Source organism: Fructobacillus fructosus KCTC 3544 (assembly GCF_001438695.1).
Taxonomy (GTDB): Bacteria; Bacillota; Bacilli; order Lactobacillales; family Lactobacillaceae; genus Fructobacillus; species Fructobacillus fructosus.
Genome location: NZ_JQBH01000009.1, coordinates 9,401 through 25,900 on the forward strand (window position 1 = coordinate 9,401; position 16,500 = coordinate 25,900).

General features: G+C 47.5%; 16 protein-coding genes. All 16 read right to left on the reverse strand.

The window, feature by feature from the left end:
• Positions 1-155 precede the first annotated feature (155 nt).
• Positions 156-458: a hypothetical protein gene (locus IV71_RS05015; protein ID WP_010690788.1), complete on the reverse strand. Its 303-nt coding sequence runs from the start codon at positions 456-458 to the stop codon at positions 156-158.
• Entirely contained in the window at positions 442-1,221 is a 780-nt protein-coding gene (locus IV71_RS05020) for a YibE/F family protein (protein WP_010690787.1), read from the reverse strand. Before IV71_RS05020 ends, IV71_RS05015 begins: the two co-directional genes overlap by 17 nt.
• A complete protein-coding gene (locus IV71_RS05025) occupies positions 1,218-2,303 on the reverse strand; it encodes a YibE/F family protein (RefSeq protein WP_010690786.1) in 1,086 nt (361 codons plus the stop codon). Before IV71_RS05025 ends, IV71_RS05020 begins: the two co-directional genes overlap by 4 nt.
• A gap of 40 nt (positions 2,304-2,343) precedes the next feature.
• The gene (gene dnaI, locus IV71_RS05030; RefSeq protein ID WP_010690785.1) at positions 2,344-3,297 is read right to left on the reverse strand and encodes a primosomal protein DnaI; all 954 of its coding nucleotides are present in this window, start codon (positions 3,295-3,297) and stop codon (positions 2,344-2,346) included.
• 3 nt (positions 3,298-3,300) lie between these two features.
• Positions 3,301-4,656, reverse strand: a complete 1,356-nt coding sequence (locus tag IV71_RS05035; RefSeq protein ID WP_010690784.1) for a DnaD domain protein — start codon at positions 4,654-4,656, stop codon at positions 3,301-3,303.
• Positions 4,657-5,256 carry a dephospho-CoA kinase gene (coaE, locus tag IV71_RS05040; protein ID WP_010690783.1) on the reverse strand — a complete coding sequence of 200 codons (600 nt, stop codon included), beginning with the start codon at positions 5,254-5,256 and terminating at the stop codon, positions 4,657-4,659. It lies immediately after the preceding gene.
• Entirely contained in the window at positions 5,257-5,955 is a 699-nt protein-coding gene (locus tag IV71_RS05045) for a DUF975 family protein (RefSeq protein ID WP_010690782.1), read from the reverse strand.
• A gap of 11 nt (positions 5,956-5,966) precedes the next feature.
• Complete coding sequence (gene mutM / locus IV71_RS05050; RefSeq protein WP_010690781.1) at positions 5,967-6,797, reverse strand: bifunctional DNA-formamidopyrimidine glycosylase/DNA-(apurinic or apyrimidinic site) lyase; 831 nt, start codon at positions 6,795-6,797, stop codon at positions 5,967-5,969.
• A gap of 198 nt (positions 6,798-6,995) precedes the next feature.
• Positions 6,996-7,388 (reverse strand): type II toxin-antitoxin system HicB family antitoxin, encoded by a 393-nt coding sequence (locus tag IV71_RS05055; protein ID WP_010690780.1) that lies wholly within the window; start codon positions 7,386-7,388, stop codon positions 6,996-6,998.
• A gap of 165 nt (positions 7,389-7,553) precedes the next feature.
• Positions 7,554-8,885: a DEAD/DEAH box helicase gene (locus IV71_RS05060; RefSeq protein WP_010690779.1), complete on the reverse strand. Its 1,332-nt coding sequence runs from the start codon at positions 8,883-8,885 to the stop codon at positions 7,554-7,556.
• A gap of 72 nt (positions 8,886-8,957) precedes the next feature.
• Positions 8,958-10,277 (reverse strand): GTPase ObgE, encoded by a 1,320-nt coding sequence (gene obgE / locus IV71_RS05065; protein ID WP_010690778.1) that lies wholly within the window; start codon positions 10,275-10,277, stop codon positions 8,958-8,960.
• 189 nt (positions 10,278-10,466) lie between these two features.
• A complete protein-coding gene (gene uvrC / locus IV71_RS05070) occupies positions 10,467-12,266 on the reverse strand; it encodes an excinuclease ABC subunit UvrC (RefSeq protein WP_010690777.1) in 1,800 nt (599 codons plus the stop codon).
• Positions 12,267-12,347: 81 nt separating this feature from the next.
• Positions 12,348-13,973: a CTP synthase gene (locus tag IV71_RS05075; RefSeq protein ID WP_010690776.1), complete on the reverse strand. Its 1,626-nt coding sequence runs from the start codon at positions 13,971-13,973 to the stop codon at positions 12,348-12,350.
• A 207-nt stretch (positions 13,974-14,180) separates the two neighbouring features.
• Positions 14,181-14,810, reverse strand: coding sequence for an orotate phosphoribosyltransferase (pyrE, locus tag IV71_RS05080; RefSeq protein WP_010690775.1), 630 nt, complete (start codon positions 14,808-14,810; stop codon positions 14,181-14,183).
• A gap of 17 nt (positions 14,811-14,827) precedes the next feature.
• Positions 14,828-15,553, reverse strand: a complete 726-nt coding sequence (pyrF, locus tag IV71_RS05085) for an orotidine-5'-phosphate decarboxylase (RefSeq protein ID WP_010690774.1) — start codon at positions 15,551-15,553, stop codon at positions 14,828-14,830.
• A gap of 11 nt (positions 15,554-15,564) precedes the next feature.
• Positions 15,565-16,500 carry a dihydroorotate oxidase gene (locus IV71_RS05090; RefSeq protein WP_010690773.1) on the reverse strand — a complete coding sequence of 312 codons (936 nt, stop codon included), beginning with the start codon at positions 16,498-16,500 and terminating at the stop codon, positions 15,565-15,567.

Sequence of the window (16,500 nt, forward strand, 5' to 3'; positions counted from 1 at the left end):
GGAATCGAACCGGTGATCAGGGTGTTGCAGACCCATGCCTTACCGCTTGGCTATACCACCATGAAGCGTTAAACAACGCTTATGATTATAAAGAAAAATCCAGACTTTTTCAAGCACAAAGCGCTGAATGAGCGATTTGATTCAAGAAAGGCACACTAGCCCAGCTTATTGTCCAGCAAAACCTGTTGCATTTCCTTTTGGATTTCCTCAGGCTTGACCCATTCATCAAAATGGTCGCTTTCAATCGGCAACTGCTCGTAGGTTTTATTGATGTAGTCTTCGACTTTTATTAAGTGAGAAGAACGAGGAACGTTCATCTTTAAAATGCGCACTTCCTTGATAAATCCGTGGTTAGCAGCGTATTCGGCGCGCGAATTCTCGGTTACGTTACCGAGTTCGTAGTAGATTGACCCGTCGTTACGGGTAATTTCTTCAATTAAATTAAAGGTCTGATTCATTTAAGATACCCCTTCCTTCCCGGTGAAAGGCGTGTTCCACCAAGAATATGGCGATGGTAATGGAACAAAGAATTCCAATCATGCCAAGCAACATGGTTACCACTTCAAAAATCAATAACTTGCCGTTCATGAATTCCGAAAACGAATAGTGTAGTCGGAAAAACCAAACGAGCAGTGGAATGTTGGCACCCAGCATTCCGAAGAAAAGCGTGTTAATCGCTGTGCCCAAAATCTGCTCACCAATGACTTTTCCCTGTGCCTGCAGGTTAGCAGCTGAAATATTAGGCGTTCGCTCCACCACTTCAAACAAATCAGCGGTAACTGCCATGGCCGCCTCGGCAATGGCCCCCAAAGCTGACATGACCATGACAATGATGGCTAGGTTTGAAAAGTCAATACCGACCGACAAGGACAGCCCCTCCAACTCATCCGAGTTTTCGAGCGTATACCCCTGCAAGTGACCAAAGTGCTGCGCCAAAAAGGCTAAGATCAGGATAAGCACGAGGACGATCACCGAACTCTGCCAGGTGATTTGCAAAACACGTGGTCGGCCAGCCGACAGATATATGGCCACGGATAGAATCAAAATGGCCATAATTGGAAGCACAACGAGTGGCGTAAATCCCCAGTTAACCAAGGTAATGAGGATGAAAATCGGGATACAGTTTAAGAAAAGACCAAAAAAAGTCATCAGTCCTTGCTTACCACCAACAAACAGGAGCGATAACAGAAGCAAAATAATCAGTAAGAGAATGGCATTCATGAGTTGATGGCCCCCTTCTTTGTCAACAAAGTGGCCGTGATGAACGCGGTTACCGGCACCGCCCAGACAATGCCCAAGGCGGAAACAACCGTTTGCAGAATCCCAAGGTTCATGGTCTGATCCAAAATATAGGACCAGTTATTCCCATTTCGTAGCATTAAAATAACCATCGGCACCGTTTCGGCAATAAAAATCATGAACAAAACGTTGGTTAAAGTTCCTAAAATTTCACGACCAATTGAACGGCCAGCCTGCCAGTAATCCGCAAAAGTCCGTTCAGAAGATTCTCGTTTCAGCCCAAAGAGGCCAGCCACAATATCCCCTGATTCATCCATGACCGCCCCCAACACACCAATCAGTGCCTGCGCATAAAAGACGGGTTGTGGTATCTGAGTAACGTAAGACATGGTTTCAAAGTGAATCCCCTTGGCGCCCGTCACGGCAATCACAGCGGCCATGGCAAGCACAGCCAAAAGGGTGGCCAGACAGGTTGCTAACCAGGTAATCCACGCCTGTAGTCCCCAACCCAAGACAAAGTAAAGCGCTAAGGCCGAAAGAAGGAGGGCCAACACGACAAAGACCGGTAAAACTGGCAACGAACGGGACGTGGCATCCCATAAAATGGTGGCCAAAAAGAGACCAGCGTTGACCACGATTGAAAGCGCTAAGAAGGAAAACTTCCGCCGACTCATGGCTAAATAAAGGCCGGCAAATAGCAAGCCCAGCAGAGCAAACAAAACGTTGTCTCGTTTTGCCATATCAATCTGATAACCATCATCCGATTTGGTTAACAGTATTTGGTCACCCTTTTGGTAGCGAATCGTTTCGGCCTGAGAGGACAAGTAGGAATTTTTGATGACTTTTTCCTTGTCTTTTCGGTTCAACAACTTCACCCGCAGCTGCTGATCAACCGATTCGTCTTGATTCCCGTGCTCATCCGTTGTTGATTCCGACGAAAGTGTCTTCACCGCTGTTACCTGACCAACAGGCTGTTGGTATAAAACGCTGTCGAAACGGCCCAAAAAATAACCAAGTGCCGTGATGACAATTACGAAAAGTATTTTTTGCCAATTTTGTTTCATTACAAACCTTCTTTGCTAGCAAAAAAGTCGAAACGGCTTTTTACTGATTTAACCGACGGTTCCGGCCAGCCATGGCCACTGGCCTTGACAGATACAACACCCGTTGCATCAAGCGGGCGGCTTTCCCAGGCTCCTGCCCTTCACGTGTTTGCGCCAGATACTTTTCAAGCGAATCCAAATCAAAATTCGAAGTAAAGCAGGTCGTTAACTCATGTTGCATCCGGTATTCCAGAATCACACCCAGAACCGAGTCCCTCGACCAAGCCGAAAGCGTGTCAGCACCCAAGTCATCCAGAATCAAAACAGGCGCCTTCTTGGCTTCATCAATCAGGGACAAAACGGACTGATCGCCATTTTGACCGAAAGATTCCTTCAAACGTTCAATCAACGAGGCCCAGTGAACCATCATTACCCCAATCCCATTATAGGCTAGGGCATTGGCTAAGGCCCCCATCAAATAGGTTTTTCCAACCCCAAAATCACCCGACAAATAAACACCAGGAACGAAATCCTGACTATCTGTATCGCGCTGATTAACCAAAGCGGAAAAAGTCGCCACAACGGCCGCCACCGCAGGCGCACGCCCTTCATCCTGACCAACCTCTTCAACGATTTGGTTCAAATCGGCTTTGGCGACTGACTTTGGCACCGCAATGGCACGCAGTAATTCAGCCTGTCGCAGCCGCTTTTTTGTGGCTTCCGTTGGTTCATAGGCGACGTGCGGGTAGCCCTTTTCCAACACGAGCGTTGGTCGGTAACCAGGATAGAGTGTCGCTTTACCTTCCGCTCCCCGTTTCTTTTCCCGAACATACTCAAACAAATCCATCATGGAAATTTCGAGTGCGTCTTTTTTCAGATAATCCTGATTTTCCCGCCAAAAAGCCTGGACATCCGCATCGCCCAAAACGGCCTCTTCAACACTCAGCCCCTTACCGACTGCTGGTGCGGGATATTTCTTTTGAAACTCTTTCAAGACGCTTGCTAAATCACGCATGGCTTAATCCTTTGTCTTATAGTTTTTCATCAAATCTAGGGCCTGCTTAACGGCAGCCTGATCCACCTGCTGCTTCTTAGCAGCTTCGTTTGACGTAAAAGTCGGTTCCTGCTTGTTGGTTGAACGAGACCAAGTCGATGGCCTGCCCGTTGCCTTCTGTCGGCTCTTATCCTTGTGTGCCTTAATTGCTGCCACGGCATCTTCAGCCGTTCTCACACCGGCCTTCGCCCAGGAATTGGCAATGGCATCGACTAAGTTTCGTTTCAAGTCCGACTGGTCCATGTTCACCAAAACCTGGTAAGTGAGCAGGTTAATGGCTGGCACCGGTAAAATCCGCTTTTCCAACAAGTCGTTTAAAATTCGCCGTTCATTCTGAGTAACATAGCCGGCGTTTTGTTCCTTAATTTGACTAATAAAGTCAATCGGCGACAGGTTATTGGCCGCTTGGTAAAGCGCATCTAAAGCCCGGTTCCCCGTCTTGGCTGTTGGCTCCTCGCTGGAAACAGTTTTTGTGGTTACCGAACGATCAACTCCCTGATCGGCCAACTGCTGCTTCTGCTTCCGGTTTGACCAGGTACTAGCCAAGTAGGCAAGGAAGGCTTGCTTATTGACCTCGTGGTCATCCAAGTTAATGGAACGGGTCAGCGCTGTCGCCATTTCCGCCTCATTCAAGCCATAGAGCACCTGCTGCGTTAAAATCAATTCCCGCACCTTTTTGACTTTTTCCACGGTCGTTCCGTGCACCAAAGCAGCCATCCCCTCAAAATCAAAGGACACCTGGTCAAAGTCAGCTTTTGGTGCAACAGTCTTAGCATCCTCAATGGCCACATTCGGCTTATGCTGTGTATCTGGCAAATCAAAAATTGATAGGAACGAAGCCGAAAGTTCTTTTTGCTGCTGCAATGGTGCACCGCGCTTTGCCTGATAGCGCTTGGCTAATACCAAAAAACGTTCCTCGCCAACATAATGGAAAAGCAATCCTGACAAAAGATCTTCGTTAAAGAAAGCTTCCGCCGTCATTGGTCGCTGCAAAACATAGCACAGTTGTGGCTGCCCCATTCGTTCCCCAGCATAGGTCTTCAAGAGCGATAAGGCTTCCAGAGCCTGCCTTGCTCGAATAAATTCTGGCGAAGACAGGGCCAACGAATCTAACAAGAGATAGTGATTTTTGAACGCCGTCTGCCCTCGCTGGTCTTTCTGTTCTTCGTACAAAAATTGGTAAAGGGCGTACGCCTTAGGACCCAAAAATGGGAGGTAAAGATTAAAGAGCAAAGTCACATCATCGTCACTGATTTGGCTTGCTTGCTCAATCAAAAAGGGCGTTGCCGCCTGAAAATCAGTAAGCACTTGTTTGACCATTTACTCCTCCTTTAGCCTGTTTAAATAATCAGCAACCTTTTGTTGCAGTTCGTCAGCACTCCCGTTGTTTTCAATCACAACATCGGCCTTGGCTACTTTTTTCGCCACTGGCATCTGGGCCTTGATTCGTGACTGGGCCGCCCATTCATCCAAATGGTCACGGGCCATCAAACGGTCCAACTGTTGTCGTTCACTAGTGGCAACCACCACGACTTGGTCGAACCACTCCGTATCTTCATAGTGCTGTTCAAAAAAAAGTGGAATCGCACAAAAGACAACCGTCTTCCCCTTCATTCTGAAAAAAGAAAGTTGTTCTTGAATTCGAGAACGAATTTCTGGGGCGGTGAGTGCCGTCAATGACTTTAATAAAGTGGGATTCGAAAAGACGCGTTCACCTAAAGCATGGCGATCCAGAACCCCGTTTTTGATGATGCTTTGACCAAAGCGCTCCTTGACCTGTTCCAAGGTGTGGGTTCCAGGTTCGAGCACCTGGCGGGCCAACACATCCGCATCAACAACCGGATAGCCAGCTCGTTGAATCGTCTTAGTGACTTCTGTTTTTCCAGAGGCAATGCCTCCTGTAATGGCAATGACTAACATTTACTTTGTTTCCTCAATGGCATGTGCAAAAACTTGAGTCGAATAAACGACGCGACAAGCATTCAAATACGGTGTTACCCAAAAACAGGCCAATCCCCCGGTAACGATGGTCAAACAGTGCCAACCAACGAAGGAAAGTTCCAAAAGGAAAAGCTCTCGCTTACGACCGTTCATCACCCGCTTGGAAATGGTAATGTAATCCGTTAATGACCGCTGTTGTTTCTTAAAAAGCAGGTCCATTTTATAAGCATAGTAGGTCTGTGAGTAAGAAAAGACTTTGATAAAAACAGGAAAGAGTAATAGGGACCAAAAGAACAGTAAAATTTTTTGAACAAAGGCCAAGAGAAAAGAAGTCAACACCTGTTGGGGACGAAACCCTTGTAAGGCCTTCGACCAACCAATCGTCACATCAGGTTTCTGAAAGGTATCGATGATCGCCCACTTGGCAGACCAAGTAAACAACAGCGCCAAGGCTGAGAAAAAGGTGCGTAGAAGGTACCAATCACCGGTTGACTGATCGACCGCCAAGCGGTAGCCAAAAACGGCCAGCCCAATCGTCAACAAAAGTAGCAAATTCTGCACCATTTGCATTAAAATAACAGGCCAAGTCGCCTTGATTTCGTTTTTGAAATGTTCTTTTAATTGTTTTTTAGCCGTCAGCTTGACACGGCGACTAGAGATAGCTGCTAATTCTGTCATAATTCCTTTGATTATAGTTTAATTTGGCACTGAGGACAGAACGTAGTGCCCCGTTGCCCGACTTTGATTTTTTGCAAAGTCGTTCCACAGCGAAGACAAGGTAGTTTTGCCCGACCGTATACCTGTAGTTCATTTTGAAAATGGCCAGTTTCACCAAAAATATTTGAAAATGAGTGAACCGTTGTCCCGTGATGGGCAGTGGCTCGGTTAATTTCTTTGATGATGTTTTGGCGTAGCTCGGCCAGTTGTTCATCACTCAACTTATCGGTCGTGGTTTCCGGATGTATCTTGGTCATCCAGAGAACTTCATCGGCGTAGATGTTTCCCAAACCAGCAATCTTTGACTGATCTAACAAGAATGACTTCACGACCCGATGACTTTTGTGGAAGATTTCCTTCATGTAGTCAAGCGTTAAGTCCTCTTCGGTTGGCTCCGGTCCCAGGTCTTTCAAACCAGAAACCGTCGCCATTTCATCCCCCGTTTTGACCAAAGTCATCCGACCAAAGCGTCGAGTGTCATTATAAAACAGCTGCCGGTCATCTTCTAAATGAAAAACCGTCTCCGTGTGCTTGTGAAGAGCGGCTCCCTCAGGTTCCACTGAATACTGCCCTTCCATTCGGAGGTGTGAAACCATGGTTTCATTCGTTGAAAAGCGGAAGAGGAGGTATTTACCACGACGATCGATACGTTCAATCGTTGCGCCAACCAAGTCATGTTTAAAAGCAGTCAAATCGGATGTGACGACCTTCGGATAGGGTACATCGACTTGACGAACAATGGCACCCTTCACTAAATTCGTCAGTCCACGACGGACCGTTTCTACTTCGGGCAGTTCAGGCATCTCTCTTCCTCCATCTTTTTCCCATGCTAAAAAGGAACAAAACCAACTTATCAATATCGAAACACAATTATCCTAAAACCTAATTTTACCACAAAAAAAGAACAGCTAAGAACGTCTAGCTGTTCAGCATGATGGATGCTCGTCTATTCCATTCCATGCTCGCCTCGCATATAAAGAGCGTGTGACAAAAGAGCATATTTATAAAATACCGTATCGTTTTTCCAAAGCCTGCGTTAGGATTTCAGATACATTATCACCGTTTTGCTTAGCAAGAATTCCTAAATAACTTGGAACAGTCACGTTTTTTCTCACTGTCTTCGAAACGGCTTTTAAATAATCCAACAAAGAAACGTTCACCATCTGAACAAAACCCTCCTCTGGATGAAAATCATCAAATTTCGTCGGACTAGGAACATCTAAAGTACTCGACAGTGCCAATTCAATCGCCTCTTTAAGATTTTTCAACACTTCCTCGACTGAAGCACCGGTTGTGAAAACGCTGGGAATGTCAGGAACGTTGGCCCAGTATTGCCCATCTTCCTCATGAATGATAACCGGGTAGGTTGCATTAAATTTAATTTTCTCTGTCATGGTTTTATCCTCATAAAAAATTCGTATCTAAGACTTACGCTTCTTATCCATAGTTTATCTCTTTAAAAGTTACCCACAATGAATGATACGAATAAAAAAAGACCCCTACCATCCGAGAGGTCTTACCTTAAGAACAGCTCAATGAATCAACAATTGAACCGTCTACTAATCTTTTTTCTGTGCCCACTTGGGCTTGCCCTTGTTTTTCTTTTTACGGGCCTGGTGTTTTTGCTTGGTCTTTTTAATGGCTTTTGGATCGTCTACTTTCTTAGCTGCGGCTTTTCGAGCGGCAAAACCCTTTCCCGGTGTTTTAACAGAAGCCGGCTTCGCTTTTTTCGTTAAGGCCACTGTAACGGCGGCCGGTTCATCCGCTGGTCGATTTTCAGAAACCGTTGCTGCTTTTTTCTTTTTATCAGCTACTGAAGCCCAAGAAAACTTGGTCAATTCCAATTCATCTGGCAAGTACTGCTTTAACAAGCGAATATCGTGGTCGTTTCCAAGGGTCAAAACCTGGCCCTTTTCACCAGCACGTCCTGTTCGGCCAGAGCGATGGAGATAAGTGGTCAAGTTGCGCGGTACCTGGGCATTAACCACCAGGGGCAACCCGGTAATATCCAAACCACGACCAGCAACATCTGTTGCCAAAAGTAAGTCAAGGTCACCTTTTTTGAAAGCCTTCAAGGCGTCGGCGCGCTTCAAGTGTGATTTTTCGTTGTTTCCCACCGACATGACGGAGGCGTGTTCGTGACGCAGAGCGGCCTGAGCGGCTACCAAAGCATTGATGGAGTTGAAAAAGACCAGGGCCTGAACGTGCCGTCGGGCTAATTCAATCAACACCTTATGGTTGGCGCGCCCGTCCACATGTAAATAGGTATGGGCAATGGTTTCGGGTGATCGCTGGCCAACAGAAACTGGCTTCACCGCATGACCAAAGAGTCGCTCAACCCAAGCTAAATCCACGCCAGAGGTTGCCGAAAAGAGGCAGACCTGCTGCAAATCTGGCAGCGAATCAGCCAACTTTGCCAATTCCGCCTCGTGCTCCTCCGTCAAAGTCGCGTCCGCCTCGTCCACAACGAGCATGGAAAAGTCCTTGGTTTTCAAGGCCTTGCCGTCAATCATTGTTTGGATACGACCAAGCGTTCCCACGACGACAGCGGGCTTTTCTTTCTTGAGTTTATCCGCCTGACGTTTTCCATTGGCACCACCAATGAGCGCAGCGACTTTGACACCGATTAGCGCCGCATAGGGCCGAATTACCTGTGCCAGTTGGGCGCCCAATTCCTGGGAAGGCGCTAAAATGAGCAATTGGTGCCCCTTTTTAGCCAAGTCTAGTCGAGATAACAAGGGCAAAGCAAAGGCCAAGGTCTTTCCAGAGCCAGTCGGAGCCAAGCCAAAAAGCGACTGCCCCTCAGAAAGCGGACCAAAGAGCGCTTCTTGAATGGCCGTCTTGGATTCAAAATGCTGGTTAAATTCTTGTTTAAGTTCAGGTAAAATCATGCGTTTCTCCAAAAATACGGTTCCCTCATCGGCTTTTTTCTGCTAAAAAAACCCGGTCGCCCAGGTTTTTTCTTAATCAGAATATTCAAAGACAAAGTTTGTGTTGTTAATGCGGACGTCATCGCCATCCTTTGCACCGGCTTCGCGGAGCTTGTCGTCAACGCCCATGTGGCGTAACTGGCGGGCAAAACGCATAACGGTTGCTTCACGCTGTAGGTTTGTCATCGCTGCCAACTTCTCGACCTCAGGTCCAGAAATCAACCAGCACTTCAGCTCAGCATTCCAATCAACGGAAATGTCGGCTTCCTTCTCCTCATACTTATACAACTTGTCGTCCGAATCAGTTTCTTCTTCCAACTTGTAAGATTCAGGAACGGGAGCCTTATCCAGCATATCTGCGGTTTCACGAAGAAGTTCATCAACGCCTTGATGCGTGACGGCAGAGATTGCCATGATTTTAGGTTCGGTCTTCAAACCAGAATCAGCCTTAACCTGCCGAACAAAATCCTCATACAGACCTTCAGAATCGGGCATATCCATCTTCGTTGCCACAACAATTTGTGGCCGTTCTAAGATAGTTTCATCGTATTGTGCCAATTCCGTCAAAATCTTACGGTATTGCGTGTAGGGATCTTGTCCCTCAATACCAGACATATCCACGAGATGCAGGATAACACGAGTCCGCTCGACGTGACGTAAGAACTGGAAACCAAGACCCACACCTTCCGAAGCCCCTTCAATCAATCCTGGCAAATCAGCCATGACAAAGTCGCGGTCATCCGGCAGACGAACCATTCCAATGTTTGGGTTAATCGTCGTGAAATGATAAGCAGCAATCTTTGGCTTGGCGTTCGACACAACGGAAAGCAAAGTCGACTTTCCAGCTGATGGAAAACCAACAAGTCCGACGTCAGCCAAAACACGCAGTTCCAACTTAATGTGACGAACCTGACCCGGTTCTCCGTTTTCTGACAATTCGGGTGCTGGGTTAGCAGGAGTGGCAAAGTGGATGTTTCCACGACCACCACGGCCACCACGGGCAACTAACAACGTTTGCCCCTCATAAACCATGTCGCCTAGGAATTCACCCGTATCGGCATCGGTGACAATGGTCCCTTGGGGAACATAGATCACCTTATCTTCTGCTGAAGCCCCGGTCATCCCCTTTGTACCACCTTTCCCACCCGACTGGGCCTTAAAGTGGCGGTTATAACGAAAGTCCATCAACGTGCGGAGGCCTTCATCAACCTTCAAATAAATGGAGCCACCATGGCCACCATCACCACCGAAGGGACCGCCCATGGCAACAAACTTTTCATGTCGGAAGGAGACGATTCCATCGCCACCCTTACCGGCTTTTAATTCTACTTGTGCTTGATCAACAAATGCCATGAACCGGTCTCTCTCCTTTTATTCATTCGTGTTACAGACATTTAAGTATATCACGGAACCAACTGTCTGCCTAGCGCTAAAAGTGCAATATAAAATTAATTATACGCTAAATTTCCAAAATGAAAAAGTCATTCTTCGATGAATCAAAAAAGTTGGTAAGCCATACTTACCAACTTTCGTTATCTCGATTTATTTCTCCACCTTCGACTGTGACAACGACCAGTGGACCAATTGAGCGGTCTTCTTAGAAAGACCAAGCGCTTGTAGTTCTTCAGGCGCAGCCGCTTCAATTTTTGACAGCGAACCAAAGTTCGTCAAGAGTTTCTGTCGCGTCTTTGGTCCCACGCCCGAAATGGCATCAAGACGGGATGCCAAGGACTTTTTCGAACGGGACTTCCGATGGAAGGTAATGACAAAACGGTGCACTTCGTCTTGTATCCGCTGTACAAGGAAGAAACCTTGTGAATGGTGGTCTAAATGAACCACCTCCTCCGTTTTACCGGAGATTAGGTCCGCTGTTTTGTGCTTTTCATTCTTAACCATTCCAGCAATCGGGATGTCCAAACCTAATTCATCCTCCAAAACTTCCTTGGCGGCGTGTAATTGAGCGATTCCCCCATCCATCAAGATTAGGTCAGGTAGCTCATCATGCTCCTTTAGCAGACGGGAATACCGCCGGCGAATGACTTCTTGGGTTTCCAACCACTCGTCGGCATGGTTCGTGGAACGAATCTTGTACTTACGGTATAGATCCTTGTTTGGCCGGCCATCCTCGAAAACAACCATGGCTGAAACAATTTCATCCCCCTGTGTATGGGAGTGGTCGAAGGCTTCAATCCGGTGCCCCATGGAAATACCAAGGGCATCGGTCACTTCTTTCATGGCCTGGGTTGTCTTTTGCTCGTTTAATTCCATCAAACGGAACTTTTCTTCCAAGGCAATCCGGGCGTTTTTTTCAGCCAAGTCCAACAAATCCTTCTTCTCCCCACGAACCGGTGTCCGAACGGGCAAGTCCAACGCCTGACTCAAGAGTTCCTTGTCCACTACCTTGGGCACTAAGACTTCTTTTGGCTTTTGAATGTTTTTTTGCAAATAAAACTGCTGAATAAAAGTTGTCAGCTCGTCAATGCCATCCGACACGACGGCAAAAGTCTGTTTTGATTGACGAATCAAACGGGCCTGCCGGAGAAAGAAGACGGAAACCGTCATCCAGCCCTTATCCATGTAAAAGTTAAAGAGATCGCGTGGCGTTGAGTCTTTGGACAACATCCGCTGACTTTCCACCGTCTCATCGATATACTTCAGTTGATCGCGCAAATCGGCGGCTCGTTCAAATTCCATGCTGTCGGCGGCTTCACCCATTTCCTTTTCTAGACGCTTTTTGACGACTTTGGTATCGCCGGACAAAAAGCGCTTAATGCGATCAACTTGGGCATCGTATTCGGCCATCGGTACGGATTTAAAGCAAGCCCCCAAGCACTGACCCATTGAATAGTAGAGACAGGGGCGACCTTGCCGTCCCTTACACCGACGCAATGGGTAGTTTTTCTCCAAGAAATGAAGGGTTTCTTGGGCCGCATAGACGTTGGGATAGGGACCAAAGTAAAAGGCGCCATCCTTTTTCACTTCCGACACCAAAGCCAGACGCGGATTCCGTTCCTGTGTAATCTTAATGTAGGGGTAACCCGTCCCGTACTTCAACCGAATGTTGTAGTATGGTTTGTACTTTTTAATCAACTCGTTTTCGAGCAAAAAAGCTTCTTTATCCGAGTTGGTCACGATAAAGTCAAAATCAACAATGTTTTGGACCAGTTCGGCTGTCTTTCCCTCATGATCCTGCTTAAAATAAGACCGAACGCGGTTCTTCAAGTTTTTGGCCTTACCGACATAAATAATTTTGCCGGTATAGTCCTTCATTTGATAAGAACCTGGCTCCGCCGGTAAAAGGGATAATTTATCCTCAATATGTTTTGAAGTTTTTGCTAACATAGGTCCATTATATCCTTTCCCGACTAAAAAGACCGCCCAAGAGCGGTCTTTTATTCAGTCCAACTGAATTGAATTAGTCCATTACTTTTGCTTTTCGTCTTGTGCAATGGCTGCCTTGATAAAGGCGTGGTACAAACCTTCTGGACGGTTTGGACGTGAGATGAATTCTGGGTGATACTGAGCGGCGATGAAAAAGTCGTTCTTTGGATATTCGATGACTTCCATCAACTTATCATCGGGTGAAGTGGCTGAGAAGAGCATGCCGTTATCCTCAAACTGCTTCCGGTATTCCGTGTTGAATTCGTAACGGTGACGGTGACGTTCGTCCACTTCTTCCTTGTTGCCGTAAGCCGCTGCTGTCTTTGAGCCTTCCAACAGGCAAGTTGGGTAGAAACCAAGACGTTGCGTTCCACCAAGGTCCGTCACTTCGTTTTGTTCGTTCATCAAGGAAATCACAGGATGGGTTGTCTCTGGATTCAACTCAATGGAGTTAGCATCCTTGTAACCCAAAACGTCACGGGCGAATTCAACAGAGGCCAACTGCATTCCCAAACATACTCCCAGGAATGGGATGTTGTTTTCACGAGCGTACTTGATGGCCTGAATCTTTCCTTCGGTTCCACGAGCACCAAAGCCACCGGGAACCATGATGCCGTCGTAGCCCTTCAAGAGCTTTTCAACGTTATCGGCGTCCACCGTTTCAGAGTTGATGTGGTCAATGTGCACATCCGTGTTTTCGCTGTAACCACCATGCTTCAATGATTCGTTAACCGAAATGTAGGCATCGGGCAGGTCCGTGTACTTTCCGACAACGGCAACCTTAATCGTCTTCTTAGGATGCTTGATGCGTTCGACCATTTCGGCCCATTCCTTCATGTCGGCTTCAGGGGCCTTCAATTGCAACTTTTCCAAGACAACGTCGTCCATGTGCTGTGCTTGCAAGTTCAAAGGAATTTCGTACAAGGTATCCACGTCACGTGATTCAACCACGGCGCTTGGCTTGACATCCGTGAAGGTTGCCAACTTTTCCTTCATCGCGTCGGTCAAAGGCTTTTCAGTACGCAAGACCAACATGTCAGGTTGAATGCCCAAGCCACGCAGCTGCGTTACTGAGTGCTGGGTTGGCTTTGTCTTTGCTTCCCCTGCGGCACGGAGGTAAACAATCAATGACGTGTGGATGTAGAAGACATTTTCGTTACCAAAGTCAGACTTCATCTGACGCAAAGCTTCGATAAATGGCAATGATTCAATATCACCAACCGTTCCACCAACTTCGACGATGACGACGTCGGCATCGGTTGATTCACCAGCTTTAACAATCTTGTCCTTAATGGCGTTCGTGATGTGCGGGATGACCTGAACGGTTGCGCCGTTGTAGTCCCCACGACGTTCCTTTGCCAGAACTTCAGAATAAATACGACCAGTCGTGACGTTGGAATACATGTTCGTGTTGATGTCCATGAAACGCTCATAGTGTCCCATGTCCAAGTCGGTTTCCAGACCGTCTCCCGTCACGTATGTTTCCCCGTGCTGGTAAGGTGACATGGTTCCTGGATCGACGTTAATGTATGGGTCGAGCTTTTGGATGGCCAACTTCAGTCCGCGGTTCTTCAACAAGCGTCCCAATGATGCTGCCACAATTCCCTTACCAAGTGAGGAAACGACCCCACCGGTCACGAAGATGTACTTGGTTTGTTTCTTAGCCATAATGCCTCCTGTAGCGCTGCCTTCAACACGATCTCATCCCGATGGGTTTCGGTCAATCGTTATATATAAAATAGAAAAACTCCCAAGCAATGGCTTGGGAGCTATAAACGTATTCACATTAAATGTGAGCCCTAATATATATTACTGATTGCCCAAGGGGTTGTCAAGAAATTTTGGTCAAAGTCTGGCAAACCCTCTAGACCAATTTTAGCCCTGCCAATTCCAGGGATTTTCATGCCAAGATTGGAAGGATGCGACTTTTTCAGCCGACAGACCCGTCCGTTTCAGATAGGAAGACAAAAGGGCGGAATAGGTAATTACCGATTCAAAAGTCAGCCCGGCTTCCGCAAAGTTTTGCTCGGCATCAGGGAACCCGTATGAAAAGATACTCAAGACACCGCTCACTTGGTAGTCCGCTGCCAAGACGGCCTTTGCTGCCTTTAATACGGACCCACCGGTTGAAATCAAATCATCAATCAAGAGAACCCGATCGTCCTTTCGAATCACGCCCTCAATTTGACTCTTTGTTCCGTGATCCTTAGGCTTTGAACGAACGTAGACCATGGGGAGGTCCAGTTCTTCAGCAACTAATGCCGCTTGGGGAATCCCCGCCGTGGCAACACCAGCGATAACCGTTGTTTTCGGATAGTGCGTGGTCACTAATTTAGCTAATGCCTGTGTAATCGCTCGCCGAGTTTTTGGAAAAGAAATTGTCTGACGCAAATCCGTGTAGATTGGCGAATGAATCCCGGAGGCAAAGGTGAAGTGCCCCTCCTCCTTAAACTTAACGATATCTTCATCAATTAAATCATTAATAATCGTTTCTTGTAAAGTCATCCTGCACTCCTTTTCGACTAAACCGAATGGCTATTTTGCCAGTCCGCCAAGTAGCATTCGTAGGCCGCTAGCGGTTCTTCACTTTGGTTGATTGGCCGACCAACAACAATCGCACTGGCCCCATCCGCCTTTGCCTGAGCGGGTGTGGCCACACGAACCTGGTCCCCGACTTGCGCGTCAGCCATGCGGATGCCCGGCACGAGGTAGAAAAAATCATCCCCAACCTGCTGGTGAAGGGCCTTTAATTCCAAAGCCGAACAAACAACGCCATCGCAACCAGCAGACTTTGCTAGCTGTGCCAATCGAACTACCTGTTCTTCTAATGGCAGACGGCAGTTTTGCTGATTGGCCAAGACATCTTCGGAGATGGACGTTAACTCCGTCACTGCCAACAGTTTTGGCAGTGGCAAGCCACTCTCGTTTGCCCCCCGCTCCAAACCACGGCGGGCTGCTTCCAGCATGGCTCGTCCTCCGAGTGCATGAACCGTGACGTAGTCAACGCCTAAGCGAGCCAATTGCAACATGGCCTGTTCAACCGTATGGGGGATGTCAAAGAGTTTCAGGTCCAAGAAAATGGCAAAGCCACGTTCTTGCAAGTCCTGTAACACTGCTGCTCCCTCTTTATAATAGAGTTCCATTCCGACTTTGGCCGCCTTACCGCGTCCCGGGGCTAGCGAGTCCGCAAGATCCAACGCCGCTCGTCGGTTGGACACATCAAAAGCAACCATCAACGACTGATTCATCTTCTCTCCTCTCACAGTTCACGCAACTGACCACGAAAGTCAGCGAGACGCTCATAACCCTTTTCGGTCATCAATGCTTCCAATTCTTGAGTCAACCGATCGTAGACGCCGAGTCCCTCTTTGATGACCTGTGTTCCAACGGAAACCATGTCGGCCCCGCAAAGAATGTGAGCAAAGACATCGGCCCCCGTGGTCACCCCACCAGTTCCAATAATGGCAATGTTATCGTTCAAACGTTGGCGGAGCGCCCGAACGTTTGCGAGGGCAGTTGGTAAAATCATGGCTCCACCAAGGCCACCAAAGCCACCCTTAGCCTTGGTCACGACCTGTTCCTTGGCCACGTCGACAACAAGGCCGTTTCCAACAGAATTCACCGTGTTGACGTGTGTGATGGGAAAGTCGTTTAAGACCGCCGCGATTTGGTCAAAGTGAACAAGGTCAAAGTATGGCGGCAGTTTCACTCCAATGGGCTTCGTGAAAAATTCAAAGACCCGTTCTAAGACTTTTCTCGTCGCGACAAAATCATAAGCCGTCTGTGGCTTACCTGGTACGTTAGGACAAGAAAGGTTCAATTCCGTGATTCCTTGGTATTTTGAATCCTGAATATCACTCAACACTTCAATCACGTCGTCTGCCGAAAGACCAGCGACCGATAGAATGGTTGGCTTTGCTTTTTCCTGTTGCACGTAATCTAAGTAGAAAGGATAGCCCAAGTTCGGCAAGCCCATCGAATTGATAGATCCGTATGGCAAGTCATGGTAACGTGGATTCTCATTACCCTTTCGCGGAAACAGTGTGGCGGATTTGGTCACAATGCCAGCAAGGTTCGAAGTTTTGGCCAAATCAGCCAATTCGGCACTCGTTTGGCAGTGAATTCCCGAGGCATTCAACAAAGGACCGTCAAAAGTCACGTTGGCAAGTTGCGTCGTCAAATTCTTCTTTGTCAT

Bases quoted from the DNA above. Each gene is read 5' to 3' on its own strand.
- IV71_RS05015 (WP_010690788.1), bottom strand. From the start codon at position 458: ATGAATCAGACCTTTAATTTAATTGAAGAAATTACCCGTAACGACGGG.
- IV71_RS05020 (WP_010690787.1), bottom strand. From the start codon at position 1,221: ATGAATGCCATTCTCTTACTGATTATTTTGCTTCTGTTATCGCTCCTG.
- IV71_RS05025 (WP_010690786.1), bottom strand. From the start codon at position 2,303: ATGAAACAAAATTGGCAAAAAATACTTTTCGTAATTGTCATCACGGCA.
- dnaI (WP_010690785.1), bottom strand. From the start codon at position 3,297: ATGCGTGATTTAGCAAGCGTCTTGAAAGAGTTTCAAAAGAAATATCCC.
- IV71_RS05035 (WP_010690784.1), bottom strand. From the start codon at position 4,656: ATGGTCAAACAAGTGCTTACTGATTTTCAGGCGGCAACGCCCTTTTTG.
- coaE (WP_010690783.1), bottom strand. From the start codon at position 5,256: ATGTTAGTCATTGCCATTACAGGAGGCATTGCCTCTGGAAAAACAGAA.
- IV71_RS05045 (WP_010690782.1), bottom strand. From the start codon at position 5,955: ATGACAGAATTAGCAGCTATCTCTAGTCGCCGTGTCAAGCTGACGGCT.
- mutM (WP_010690781.1), bottom strand. From the start codon at position 6,797: ATGCCTGAACTGCCCGAAGTAGAAACGGTCCGTCGTGGACTGACGAAT.
- IV71_RS05055 (WP_010690780.1), bottom strand. From the start codon at position 7,388: ATGACAGAGAAAATTAAATTTAATGCAACCTACCCGGTTATCATTCAT.
- IV71_RS05060 (WP_010690779.1), bottom strand. From the start codon at position 8,885: ATGATTTTACCTGAACTTAAACAAGAATTTAACCAGCATTTTGAATCC.
- obgE (WP_010690778.1), bottom strand. From the start codon at position 10,277: ATGGCATTTGTTGATCAAGCACAAGTAGAATTAAAAGCCGGTAAGGGT.
- uvrC (WP_010690777.1), bottom strand. From the start codon at position 12,266: ATGTTAGCAAAAACTTCAAAACATATTGAGGATAAATTATCCCTTTTA.
- IV71_RS05075 (WP_010690776.1), bottom strand. From the start codon at position 13,973: ATGGCTAAGAAACAAACCAAGTACATCTTCGTGACCGGTGGGGTCGTT.
- pyrE (WP_010690775.1), bottom strand. From the start codon at position 14,810: ATGACTTTACAAGAAACGATTATTAATGATTTAATTGATGAAGATATC.
- pyrF (WP_010690774.1), bottom strand. From the start codon at position 15,553: ATGAATCAGTCGTTGATGGTTGCTTTTGATGTGTCCAACCGACGAGCG.
- IV71_RS05090 (WP_010690773.1), bottom strand. From the start codon at position 16,500: ATGACAAAGAAGAATTTGACGACGCAACTTGCCAACGTGACTTTTGAC.